This window comes from Psychrobacter sp. C 20.9 (assembly GCF_001921765.1).
Taxonomy (GTDB): Bacteria; Pseudomonadota; Gammaproteobacteria; order Pseudomonadales; family Moraxellaceae; genus Psychrobacter; species Psychrobacter piscatorii_B.
Genome location: NZ_MRYC01000003.1, coordinates 56,087 through 69,016 on the forward strand (window position 1 = coordinate 56,087; position 12,930 = coordinate 69,016).

General features: G+C 45.6%; 8 protein-coding genes. 7 read left to right on the forward strand and 1 reads right to left on the reverse strand.

Features of this window, described 5'->3' with window-relative positions; all coding sequences use genetic code 11:
• Positions 1–78 precede the first annotated feature (78 nt).
• Entirely contained in the window at positions 79–1,260 is a 1,182-nt protein-coding gene (locus BTW00_RS02750; protein WP_075106121.1) for an outer membrane protein assembly factor BamD, read from the reverse strand.
• An 872-nt stretch (positions 1,261–2,132) separates the two neighbouring features.
• Here BTW00_RS02750 and BTW00_RS02755 point away from each other — a divergent pair.
• The 7 genes from BTW00_RS02755 (at position 2,133) to guaD (ending at position 12,829) form a co-directional block, all read left to right on the forward strand.
• Positions 2,133–3,230 (forward strand): RluA family pseudouridine synthase, encoded by a 1,098-nt coding sequence (locus BTW00_RS02755; protein ID WP_075106220.1) that lies wholly within the window; start codon positions 2,133–2,135, stop codon positions 3,228–3,230.
• Between the two features lie 111 nt (positions 3,231–3,341).
• The gene (locus BTW00_RS02760; RefSeq protein WP_256713977.1) at positions 3,342–4,337 is read left to right on the forward strand and encodes a polyphenol oxidase family protein; all 996 of its coding nucleotides are present in this window, start codon (positions 3,342–3,344) and stop codon (positions 4,335–4,337) included.
• 103 nt (positions 4,338–4,440) lie between these two features.
• Complete coding sequence (locus BTW00_RS02765; protein WP_075106122.1) at positions 4,441–5,052, forward strand: flavodoxin family protein; 612 nt, start codon at positions 4,441–4,443, stop codon at positions 5,050–5,052.
• Positions 5,053–5,940: 888 nt separating this feature from the next.
• On the forward strand, positions 5,941–7,629 hold the full coding sequence (locus tag BTW00_RS02770; protein ID WP_075106123.1) for a xanthine dehydrogenase small subunit: 1,689 nt from the start codon (positions 5,941–5,943) through the stop codon (positions 7,627–7,629).
• Positions 7,630–7,726: 97 nt separating this feature from the next.
• Entirely contained in the window at positions 7,727–10,300 is a 2,574-nt protein-coding gene (gene xdhB / locus BTW00_RS02775; protein WP_075106124.1) for a xanthine dehydrogenase molybdopterin binding subunit, read from the forward strand.
• Positions 10,293–11,312 (forward strand): XdhC family protein, encoded by a 1,020-nt coding sequence (locus BTW00_RS02780; protein WP_075106222.1) that lies wholly within the window; start codon positions 10,293–10,295, stop codon positions 11,310–11,312. Before xdhB ends, BTW00_RS02780 begins: the two co-directional genes overlap by 8 nt.
• An 86-nt stretch (positions 11,313–11,398) precedes the next feature.
• Entirely contained in the window at positions 11,399–12,829 is a 1,431-nt protein-coding gene (gene guaD, locus BTW00_RS02785) for a guanine deaminase (RefSeq protein ID WP_083603546.1), read from the forward strand.
• The last annotated feature ends 101 nt before the right edge of the window (positions 12,830–12,930 follow it).

Consider the following 12,930-nt stretch of genomic DNA (forward strand, 5'->3'; position numbering starts at 1 on the left):
AAAATAAGGCCAACGTAATGTTGACCTTATTATCAATGAATACAGACTGTGTTAGCTAGGCTAAAAGACCTCACATAATCAATTATTATCCATATCCCTCACACTGTCGTCATTTAGCGTAGTGCGACGTGTTGGATTGGTATTTAGTGGATCGACGTTGGCTTCTCGTGCAGTCGAGCCAGTGCTTGATTGGCTGGTCACGCGCTCAGCTGACGCTTCAGGCAGACCTAGGCCTACGCTGATACCATTACGAGCAGCCGCATTGTTGGCGACTGGAGTGTTGGCAGGCGTTGTGTTTGTCCCTGCTAGTCTCAACTGGGCTGCGTTGCCAATCATTTGGGTTTTGGTCGCGCCGTTATATTCGCCAGTTGCCACTGAGTTGTCAGTTGTGTTTGAGCGACCAAGCTGTCCAAAGGTAATCTTATTGAGCCAAGTGCGATCACGTTTGGTGCTCAGTTTGACTTTGCCATTACTAGTCAGCATGTTTGGATAGTTGATTTGCAATAGGGTTTTGTACTCATTTGCTAAGTCTGTTAGACCAAGTTTTTCGTGGCTATAGGCTAGGACAGCAATGGCATCTGGTACTGACTCACTCAGTGGATAGTACTGGAAGACCCATTTGGCACGGTTGACAGCTGCCACATAAGCTTCACGCTCGATATACCAGTTGGCTGCGCTCATCTCGCTTTGTGCAAACTGATTATAGATAAATGTCATGCGCTGGGCGGCATCTGGTGCATAGGGACTATTTGGGTATTTGCTAATAAGTTCTTGGAAATTGGCAAAGGCAATACGTAGATACGCGGTGTCACGCTCCGCTTGGTTTAATTTAAACAGCTTCAAACTCTCAGACGAGCCTTCCATATTGGCAACGCCGCGTACATAGTAAGCATAGCTGACTTGGGGATTAGAAGGGTATAGACGGATGAATTGCTCAGCACTCGCTGCTGCCATCTCGTATTTATCGCTTTGATACTGTGCATACATCATATCAAGTAATGCCTGTTCAGCGTATTGCCCAGTTGGGTAAAAGGTACGCAGATTGGTCAGTTCTTCAACACCTTGAACATAGCGGCCTCTATCGATTTGAGCGATGGCATCGTTATAGTAACCTTGCTCTGACTTTTCCGCGGTTTCTACCGCGTCGACATCTTTGGCGCCAGTGAGGTTTTTGAATGTCTGGCAACCTACTAGATTGACGCTAAGCGCAAGTAAGGTTATTGAGGACAGTTTGATAAACGTATTGCCAACAGCTTGCATACTTCTTCTCCGACACAAGACGCATAATAGCAGCAGTGCTATCATGCTATATAAAAGGTTAGTGATAAAAAACGATGCTGAGTATTCAGCGATGCACAAGCAACACGTTTTTCATCGAATGCAGTTTTTGTTATGACGTATTGTACTGGTAGATTGGGTCTGATACATAGAGCTTTTATAGTAAGCCTGTAATAGATTAAATGCATTTAATCATATTCAAACGGTTTAAATGGCAAACACTGTCAATAAAACCCAATGGTATTTTTATACTGTATTTGAATATGGCATAGGAATACAGTGCCATAGCATACAGCAAAACATGGCTATACTTTATAGAATAACGTTTGCTTCGTCTATTTTTTCGCTATCTATATTTTATAGGCAGTTTAACATGAGCGGCTATCACGAGCGATACCGAATATCGCTGGCAGGAACAAATATACAGTAAATTACAGCAATGTTATGTTCTAGAGAGCTAAGCAGTAAAGCTTGGCACCTCAGAAGCGCTCAAAAATTCACAGATAGTATGCACTTTTATAGGGCTTGGACGCGTGACATGATACACTAGGGCGGTATTGTCTCCGCTTTTTTGACCTGCATAGCTTTTATTATTTGCTAGAAGTCGAAAAACGACAATTTTTTATTATTTTATCTTTGAATGAAGTCACCTAACAAAATATAGTTAGTAACTTTACATAGTTAGCAACTTTGCTAGGTATCAATCCGCTATGAATAATGATGCCATGACTACCCATTTATCACCGAATCAATCGCTAGAGACTGATTCATCAGCACAAGAGTCACCAATGCCAAATAACGTTTTAAATAATGACGAGCTTGACAATCAAGAAATGATGGATGAGCAGGAAATAATGGACGAGCACACTGATGCTTTTGATAACGACGACTTGCTCGAAGAAGATAGCGATATTGATGAAGCACTTGACGATGGCGACATGGATGAAGGCGACGACGATGAAGCGCCAGTAGCTGGCCAAGCAGTGCCAGTAGTGGTCGATATGACGCATATCGTCACAGAAGATGAGTCTGGCTTACGTATCGATAAAGTCGCTTCACAGGTGTTTGCAGACTTTTCGCGCGTGCAACTACAAGGTTGGATCACGGACGGTAGCTTACTTTATAACGGCAGTGTGCAAAAACCAAAGGTTCGTGTCAAAGCAGGTGATGTCCTACATCTATCAACGACGTTGCAGCAGCATAGTGAAGATCAACCAGAAAATATCGATATCGATGTGGTCTATGAAGATGATGATGTATTGGTGATCAACAAACCTGTCGGTATGGTGGTGCATCCAGGTGCGGGTAACCAGACAGGCACATTGGTCAATGCCTTGCTGTACCATTATCCACAGCAGCATCATTTGCCGCGTGCAGGATTGGTACACCGTATTGACAAAGACACCTCTGGACTACTGCTCATCGGTAAAACCAAACCGGCTCAAATGGCGCTGATGGAGCAGCTAAAAGACAAATCTGTTTATCGTCATTATCAGTGTGTGGTAGCAGGCGATCAAGCAAGCTTGCTGCGTCATCGCCGTATTGATGCGCCGATAGGGCGACATCGTACTCAGCGTACCAAAATGACAGTCATGACTGCCGGCCGTGAAGCGGTAACCCATCTATTAAATGTCACGCCACTGAATGACAACTACTGTCTGTTAGATGTCGGGCTTGAGACGGGTCGTACGCACCAGATTCGCGTGCATCTGAGCCATGTGACCTATCCGCTCGTAGGGGATCGCATCTACGGTGGTCGTCGTCAACTGCGTGCAGGTTTGACAGAAGCACAGCGCCAAGCCATTAACAACTTCCCGCGCCAAGCATTGCATGCTTATACTCTTGGGTTTGTGCATCCGGTAACTGGTGAGGATATTGAAGTGACAACACCTTTGCCAGAAGACATGCAACAGCTAATAGCCGTATTAAGCGACGGCTATGATGACGAGTAAACGCTATTGAGAAAAGCGGCTGTCTAAAGGTGTTTACGACAATTGCCAAGTTTGTAGTGATTTAGTGATGCCAATTTTTAAACAGTCAGTAGATAAAAGGATGGGGCAGTCGTGACAAACAAGCTTCCGATAATAGATAATTTTCCAATGACCATGCTCGCGCAAATGGATGACGTGGCTGTTTTCCAAACGGCTGCTTTTGCGCCGAATAATATTGACGAACCTGCTACCGTAAGCCAGCAAAGAGGGCTTGACAGTCAAGCAAACCATCAAGCAAATTATGGCGCGCTAAATCTAGGCCTGCATGTTAACGATGATGCGACAAAAGTATTGGGCAATCGCATGAGCCTGCTGACGGCTATCAATAAGCAATTAGCCTGTGCACCATCACAAAACGAGCAGAATACGGCTATCAGCAGCTTACATTGGGTCAGTCAGATTCATGGTAAACAGATCCATGATATTGATACGACGCCTTTGAGCATGGCACCAATGGCGGCTGACGCCATAATCAGCAAGCAAAGTGGTCGTGGACTGGCGATCATGACGGCAGATTGTGTGCCGATTGTCTTATACCAACCCGCCAGCGGTAAAATCGCCGCCATTCATGCAGGTTGGCAAGGATTGGCGTGCGGCGTGATTCGAGAGACTGCTCAGCGCTTTACCGATTCAGGGGCTATACAGGCTTGGATAGGGGTGTGTATCAGTCAGGCCAATTATGAAGTGGGTCATCAAGTTCGTGACCAATTACTGGCTGGTTGCTTAGATAATCAATTACTCACTGCGTCAGATAGTGATAATTTTGATGGTCTATATGTGATGCGCTCAGATAGTGGTCTTGAAAATCATAGCGATACTCAGCATTTACATAAGACAGTTGATAAACTATCGAATTGCGCTACAGTACACACGGATAAAGTTAAGCTAAACTTACCAAAACTGGCCGCTGATCAATTAACAGCCGCTGGCGTGTCGATAGATAGTAAAGAACCTATCAGCTGTAGCTATGCAGATCGGCATTACTATTCTTATCGTCGTCAAACGCATATGCAGCAGCCTGCAACGGGAAGAATGGCGCTTGTGATTGTGCGCCGCGCTGCTACGTAAATGTCAGATCACAACTAACAAACCTATTGAGTGCGCTGAGTCGTCTTGCACTCGTACACTATATTATTTTTATTTAACCATTATTGTCATTATTAGAGTCTGTATGAATACAACTAGCGAATCCTCAAAAATATCTCCTGATAGTACGCCTAACGTATCGATTGCTGTTATTTTTCATAGCAACTACGGTCATACTAAGCGTGTCGCTGAAGCGATTGTACAAGGCGCGCATCAGCAATTACCAGAGGCCCAAGCAAAAGCTGTCGATATTTATGATATTGACTGGGATTACTTAGATCAGGCAGATCTATTGGTTTTCGGTAGCGCGGTATATATGGGCAGTGTCACCGCTGAATTCAAAACCTTTATGGATGAAACCTCAAAGCGTTGGTATAACAGAAGCTGGGAAGGCAAATGGGCAGCCGCGTTTGCCAATTCAGGCGGTCTGAGCGGTGATAAACTTGCCGTGTTGCAGCAAATTTCTCTATATGCCATGCAGCATGGTATGAATTGGATTGGTCTGCCGCTTATGCCGACGGGTCATGAGGCGCACGATCTCAACCGTCTATCTAGCTTCTTAGGTTTGATGACGCAATCTCTTGACGGACCACCTGAAGAAACGCCAGGGAAAGGAGATATTGATACCGCTATTTGGTTTGGTGATCATTTGGCTAAAACCATCATTAAACATCAGCCAGCGGATAGTAAGCGTTAGATAACACAGTGGGTGACAGGCTACTCCAGTAAAAAAGCAGACACTATTGATGTCTGCTTTTTTTATGTCAATGTTATGGAGTAACCATTTTATGGAGCAACCAAATTAGTCGGTACAGGCTTAACAGGAATAGGGCTATCAACAAATTGGAAATGTTGACAACCAGTCAGCATTAGCGACGCTATCAGCAGACAAATAGAGGTAAGTGACTTCATAATAGTATCTCAGAGACGATATATTACCCAATAATATATCTTGTATGTCTATCTATCGTTAGAAGCGATGACAGTTAAAAGTAAGGTTTACTTTTAGGTATTATATATAAAAACAGGTCGGTTATATAACCTTAAAAAGGTACAAAGACTTGGCTTTGTTTTTAAAGAAATTATTTATTCAGTCATGACGTAACTTGTCTACTATGCGTTTGTATTAGCTATATCAATGACTAACATGACGAGTATTATAAACTATCTCTGCTGTTAGGATTGATAGCGGTTATCAGATAGCGGCTTGAGGGTCAATCATTTAGCAGTATCGACAGATGTTTGAATGGGTTGTGTTATAAATAAGAATAGTGATAATATGTTGAAAGCTGACCAAATAGTCAGGTATATAGCAGTACTAATTCTTGGCAAAAGCTCCTGATAATTACTGCTATTTATGGTCGATTTATTCGCTATAAAAGAATGTGCGATATCCTACTCATCGACATCCTGCAAATGCGACATAGAATAAATAGTAAGTATATTAAAAACTAAAAACGTACTTGCCGATAAACTTACTTGAGCGGTTGCAGCAAAATATAGATTAAGCGTTTACCTTTCGTACTCAAACCACTAATGCTTCTCAGTCTTATACTCACTTTCATTATTTTAGCCGAGCCTTGCTATGATTAGTTTTTATCTCAATGGAAAATACCATGAGCTAACCCAGCTTAACCCCAATACGACAGTGCTTGAGTATCTACGATTGCATGAAGGCCAAACGGATACGAAGGAAGGCTGCGGCAGTGGTGACTGCGGTGCTTGTACGGTAATGGCTCAACGCCTGCCTAGCACTAACCAGCAAACGCTTAATGATGAAAATGGCAACGAAAAAAATGCTACGCCTCCATTCTATACGATTAACTCCTGTATTACGCTAGTGTCGCTGATGGATGGTCATCACCTGATGACAGCGTCCTACTTGGCGGACAATCCTGGGCATCATCCAGAACGTGCTTTGCTGCATCCAGCACAGCAAGCACTGGTTGAATGTCACGGTTCACAGTGTGGTTTTTGTACCCCTGGGTTTGTCATGTCACTGGCTTGCGTTTACGAAAACAATCGTATGCAGACAAGTTCAGAAGCAGCAAGTCAGAGTGATGCTAAGAAGTTGAGCTATGATGAAGTGGTTGCGTCAATATCGGGTAATCTCTGCCGCTGTACAGGCTACAGGCCGATTATCGAGGCGGGCCTACGAATGAGTGACATCGGTCAACAAAGAGAAACAGAACAGTCAGCGGTGAAAGATTTAACCATCAGTCTAGCGACCGATGCGATGGCAACTAAAAAAGCAGCAGTGGTATCTAAAAATCCATCAGATGAAGCTGAGTCGGACAGTGTAGAGCCAAACGCTCTCAAGCCAGCATTGATGGATGCGGATCGACAGCTATATGCCCCAAAAACATTGGATGCACTCAACGAGCTATTGGCAGCTAATCCGCAGGCGACGATCTGGGCAGGTGGTACAGATTTAGGACTGAGTGTGACGCAGCATCTAATCGATCATGATGTCATTATTCAGCTCTCAGGTATTGAGGCGCTAAAGTCTTGGTCGCTATCAGATGCAAATAGTAACACATCGACTGACGAACAAACTCAAAGTCAGTCACTAGTGCTAGGGGCTGGTATGAGTTACAAGCAAATGCTCCCTGTGCTTGAGCAGTATTTTCCAAGTTTTGCGCAAGTGTTTGAGCGCATTGCCTCTCCGCAAATTCGCAATATGGGCACCATCGGCGGTAATATCGCCAACGCATCCCCGATTGGTGATTTGCCACCGATTCTCTTGGCATTAGATGCGTCAATTCATTTGCGTCATTGCGCGCCGAATCGTGAAGAGCCAAGTCATGCGTCTTATACGGATGAAATCATACCGTTATCAGCATTCTTCTTAGATTATAAAAAAACCAAGTTGCAAGCAGGCAGTTATATTGTCGCTATTCATATTCCTTTGATGCAAGATCATCAGCATTTATTTATCCATAAGATTAGCAAACGCTACGAAGATGATATCTCAGCGTGCTTGCTTGCGGCGCGGCTTGATGTGTCAGCAGATGGTGCAATTATCGACAATGTAAAGCTTGGGCTCGGCGGCATGGCAGCGATACCACTGCTTGCGGTGCACTGTCAGCAAGCGCTTATTGGTCAAGCTACTGATGTTGCAAGTTTTGAGCAGGCGGCACAGGTGTTATCTGCAGATGTCACACCGATGACGGATGTCAGAGCCAGCCGTGAATATCGCATGCATGTGGTGCAGCGTCTACTCGTGAAGTGCGGCAAACAATTAGTAGCAGAGATGCAGGCTGAGAGCGCTTGACTATCAGCGTAATTGAGTATCAATACTGCTTCATGAGTGTATTTGTCAGAAATAAAAAAGCGCATCAGTAAATGCGTACTAATAGAAGAGATTTGCTATGAGCCATCATTCGTCCTTATTTGACAGTTATAGTATCCGCCGCGTGCGTCCGCCAAAAAACAAGATCGGCACGTCAGCCAAACACGACAGTGCGATCACCCATGTCATGGGGACGGCAACTTATGTGGATGATATTACCAAACCACAAGGTACGCTACATCTGGCAGTGGGCAAAAGTAGTCACGCCCATGCACGGGTATTGAGTATGGATTTGAGTGCTGTCAGAGAGGCTAATGGGGTTGTTGATGTTTTAAGTTTTAAAGATTTACCGGCGCAGACGGATATCGGTGCGGTGTTTGATGGTGAGCCACTGATGGTGAACGACATCACAGAGTATGTGGGTCAGACACTCTTTTTGGTGGTGGCGACCAGTCATCGCGCTGCCAAAAAAGCCGCCACCAAGGCAGTAGTAGAATATGAGCCATTGCCAGCGGTACTTAGTATTGATAAAGCGCTAGAGCAAGAGTTATTTGTGCGTCCGAGTCATTTTATGAAGCGTGGTGATGCGGCGACGGCACTTGAGAATGCACCCGTTCGTATTGAAGGTCATATTCATATGCGCGGGCAAGAGCATTTTTATCTCGAAGGGCAAGTGTCTTATGTGGTGCCGTGTGACGATGGCGGGCTGGAAGTGTATACGTCGTCACAGCATCCAAGTGAAGTGCAGCAGCTCGTCGCCGAAGTGACGGATTTGCCCTTTCATGCGGTCAATACCGTGGTGCGCCGTATGGGTGGTGGTTTTGGTGGTAAAGAAACGCAAGCGGCGGCATGGGCGTGTCTGTGCGGTATCGTTGCCAAGCGCCATAACGTTCCTGTCAGTATGCGGTTAGATCGCCAAGATGACATGGTCGTGACCGGTAAGCGTCATGAGTTTGCCAATCGTTATGAGGTTGGCTTAGATAAGTCTGGGCGTATATTGGGCGTCGATATGCAACTGGCAGGTCTGTGCGGTTATGCGCCAGACCTGTCTGATGCTATCGTCGATAGAGCGATGTTCCACTGTGATAATGCCTATTACTATCCAGCGGCTCGTGTGGCGGGTCATCGCTGTAAGACGCATACCGTATCCAATACGGCCTATCGAGGATTTGGTGGTCCACAAGGGCTAATGACCGCTGAATATATGATGGATCATATTGCCTATACCTTGGGCCAAGATCCATTACAAGTGCGCCTAGCAAACTTATATCAAGATGGTCAAAGCACCCATTACGGTCAGACCATTGAGCATTTCGATTTAGCAAACATCATGAGCACACTGGCAGCGGATTGCGATTACGACAAGCGCCGTCAGCAAATTATAGAATTCAATCAAGAAGCCGCCGCTGAAGGTAGTGACAAGCGTTTGGGTCTTGCGTTAACACCAGTAAAATTCGGCATCTCATTTACGGTGCAGACGCTCAATCAGGCGGGTGCATTGGTACATATTTATACCGATGGCAGTATCCACCTCAATCATGGTGGGACGGAGATGGGGCAAGGGCTATATATCAAAATTGCCCAGATTGTCGCCAATGAGTTCGATGTGGATCTAGATACAGTAAAAGTATCAGCGACTCGTACGGATAAAGTACCTAATACCTCACCAACTGCCGCGTCATCAGGTACCGATATCAACGGTAAAGCAGCGCAAAATGCTTGCTTAAGTATTAAAGCGCGCATTGTTGAATTTGCTGCTGAGCATTTTGAGGTGTCACAAGAAGACATACGCTTTGAAAAAAACCATGTTTATATCGGTGATAAAAAGACACTAACCTTTGCCGAAATGATTCAGCTGTCGTATCAAAACCGTATCAGCCTATCGTCTACTGGCTACTATAAAACGCCGAAGATATTTTACGATCGCTCCAAAGCATGGGGACGTCCGTTCTTCTACTTTGCCTTGGGTGCTGCTTGTGCTGAGGTTGAGATTGATACGCTGACAGGTGAGTACAAAGTGCTGCGCTGTGATGTGCTGCATGATGCAGGACAATCGATCAACCCTGCCATTGACATCGGTCAGATTGAGGGCGGTTTTGTGCAAGGCATGGGCTGGCTCACAGCAGAAGAGCTGATCTGGAATGATAAAGGAAAGCTTGCATCCGATAGTCCTGCCAATTATAAAATTCCAACAGCGCATGACTTGCCTAAGCAGTGGAATGTCAAATTATACGACCGCAAAAACGAAGAACAAACGATTTATAACTCTAAAGCCGTTGGTGAGCCGCCGTTTATGCTGGCAGCTAGTGTCTGGTGCGCTCTCAATAACGCGGTGGCTAGCCTTGGAGACTACAAAAAAAATCCAGAGCTGACCATGCCTGCGACCCCAGAAGCCGTATTAAAAGCAGTTATGCGTATGGAAGGTTCGTCTTGGGATCTAGAGACCAAAGCGGACAAGGATACGATGGATAGCCTTGCCAAAGGCGTAGAAGAAAAGGGCGGTCTCTATAACGACAAAGTCATGCCGCAAGATGTGCGTCATGCCAAAGATATCGATCCAAAAGAGGTGGTAGGCAAGCAGACCGATGAGCAGCCAGAGGCGATAGAGCACCCAAATGTCGCAGGGGCAAGAGGTCCTGCGCACAGTGAGTGATTCATTAGCCCCGCCAGACATCTGGTATGAAGGTCTAGCGCGATATCAGCAGCGAGGTATCGCTCATGTGTTGGCAACGGTTGTGGCTGTGAATGGCTCGGCCCCGCGTGCGCTACAGGCAAAGATGATCGTCACGCAGGATGGTATCGTAGATACGCTGGGCGGCGGTGGTCTAGAGCACGATGTGATTACCACTGCTCGTCAGCTATTAAGTGGCGAGATATCCGCCACGGTATCCAAACAAGTCAAACCAAAAGTTTCTGAAGCTAATGAGACAAGCGCGTCAGCTCCTTCTAAAGCAGTACGCCGTGACGCGGTTTATACTAAGCATTACCCACTGGGTGCGAAATTGGCCCAATGCTGCGGCGGTAGCGTCACTGTTATGTTCGAATGCTTTAATGTGACACCGCCAATGTCAGTACTGGTATTTGGAGCAGGTCATGTGGCCTCAGCACTTATGACCATCCTTGCTGAACTACCATGTCAGGTAGATTGGGTAGACAGTCGCCCAGAGATGTTTGAGCGTTACTTAATGGATAAAACCAGCTCCAGTGAAACGGGCCAAGCAGGCAACAGTGCCTACCAAAACCCCACACCGAATCAATCACAACTCTATCAGCTACCAGTGCATATCCGTCCGCATATCGATGACGATCCTGTCGATTTTGTGCGTCCATTTATCGAGCAGGGTGGTCAGCGTTTTATTTTGGTTATGACGCATGACCATAGTGTGGATTTTGAGCTGGTGCGCGCAGCATTAGATACTATTTCTGATATCTGCTTAGCTGATGATAAGCGCTCAGATATCTCATTACCTTATGTTGGCTGTATTGCCTCATCCACCAAAGCCAAGCGTTTTAGAGACCGTTTGATTCAGCGTGGCTATAGTGAGCAACTAGTCAATCAGCTCACCATGCCAATCGGATTACCCATCAGCGGCAAAGAGCCAATGGCGGTGGCCGTGTCTATCGTAGCGCAGCTCTTACAACGTTATCATCAGGTTGCTCTTTGAAGGGACTAATTACTTCATGAAACCGTGTCATTTTTCATTAAATAATCAAAACGCTCAGTACTACTACGCCATTGTGAGACTACCAAATGACCCTACATATTTATCAAGCTCATTTATTACATTATATTAGCGAAGATGACCTTGCTAAGCGTACGGCTGCTGAATTATCCGATACTAGAATTCCTGAATTTTTCGTAAATCTGACCGTTGATAAAGATACAACGTTGCTTCCAGTAATTGCAGGCGTGCGTGTTTACCCTGAGTATATTGCCGACGGTGCACTTGTTATTGATGATGAGACTGGACTGATTATTAATTATGGCAGTCGAGAGGCGATGCTAGCAAATTATGTGCTGACCGCTACTAATGACAGTCAAGAACCAGTACAGATTCATGACCATCGGCACAAACTCATCATGCCGGGTTTTATCGATACCCATGTTCACTATCCGCAGATAGATATGATCGCCGCTTATGGTGAGCAACTGCTCGACTGGCTCAATAATTATACCTTTGTGACGGAAGCCAACTTTGGTGATCCAAAAATAGCGCATGATACCGCGCAGTTTTTTTTGAACCAACTACTTGCCAATGGCACGACCAGTGCGATGGTTTTTGCGACCAGTCATCCATTATCTGCCGAGGCGTTTTTTGCTGAAAGCCATAGGCTCAATACGCGTATGATCACGGGTAATGTCTTGATGGACCAAAATGCGCCTGAGGCGCTATGTGTGCCTGCTGAGCAAAGTATCCGTGACACTCAAAATATCATTGATAATTGGCATGAGCGCGGGCGTCAGCATGTGGCCATCACGCCGCGCTTTGCGATTACGTCGAGCCCTACACAATTACGTCTGGCAGGTGAGTTGTATGCCAGCCATGACAGTGTGTATTTGCAAACGCATCTGGCAGAAAACCGTGATGAGGTGGCTTTTGTGCAGGAGCTGTATCCCAACCATAAAGGCTACCTCGACGTCTATGATGATATGGGATTACTGGGCCGCCGTACCACTTTGGCACATGGTATTTATCTTGAGACACCAGAATACGAGCGTCTACGCGCGACTGGTACGCAAATATCACATTGTCCAACGTCCAATCTGTTTTTGGGTAGTGGGCTGTTCGATTTACCAAAGACGTTAAGTTATACCGGTGTTAGTATCGCCACCGACGTTGGAGCAGGGACGAGCTTATCGATGCTCACGACGTTATCAGAGGCGTACAAAGTCCAGCAACTACAAAGTAATCAATTATCAGCACACCAAGGGTTGTATCAGATCACTTTGGGCAATGCGCAGTCGCTACTATTGGATGATAAGATTGGTAACTTTATGCCCAGTAAAGAAGCGGACTTTGTCGTGATTGACATGAAGGCCACAGCATTGTTAGAGCGGCGTATGGCGCAGACCAAAACCCTTGAAGAGCAGTTATTTGTGCTGATGATGCTGGGTGATGATAGAGTGATTGAGGAGACGATAATTGCTGGTCAGAGCCGCTATCGAAAATCTGCAGTCTGATAAACTGGCGAAAAACATGAGTCACAAAAAAGCCCCGTTTATATATCATAAACGGGGCTTTTATCGGTTTGATCTGTTTCTTTTGTTATGTGCTTATGAGA

Excerpts from the sequence above, each read along its gene's own strand:
- BTW00_RS02750 (WP_075106121.1), bottom strand. The coding sequence starts at position 1,260 with ATGCAAGCTGTTGGCAATACGTTTATCAAACTGTCCTCAATAACCTTA.
- BTW00_RS02755 (WP_075106220.1), top strand. The coding sequence starts at position 2,133 with ATGGACGAGCACACTGATGCTTTTGATAACGACGACTTGCTCGAAGAA.
- BTW00_RS02765 (WP_075106122.1), top strand. The coding sequence starts at position 4,441 with ATGAATACAACTAGCGAATCCTCAAAAATATCTCCTGATAGTACGCCT.
- BTW00_RS02770 (WP_075106123.1), top strand. The coding sequence starts at position 5,941 with ATGATTAGTTTTTATCTCAATGGAAAATACCATGAGCTAACCCAGCTT.
- xdhB (WP_075106124.1), top strand. The coding sequence starts at position 7,727 with ATGAGCCATCATTCGTCCTTATTTGACAGTTATAGTATCCGCCGCGTG.
- guaD (WP_083603546.1), top strand. The coding sequence starts at position 11,399 with ATGACCCTACATATTTATCAAGCTCATTTATTACATTATATTAGCGAA.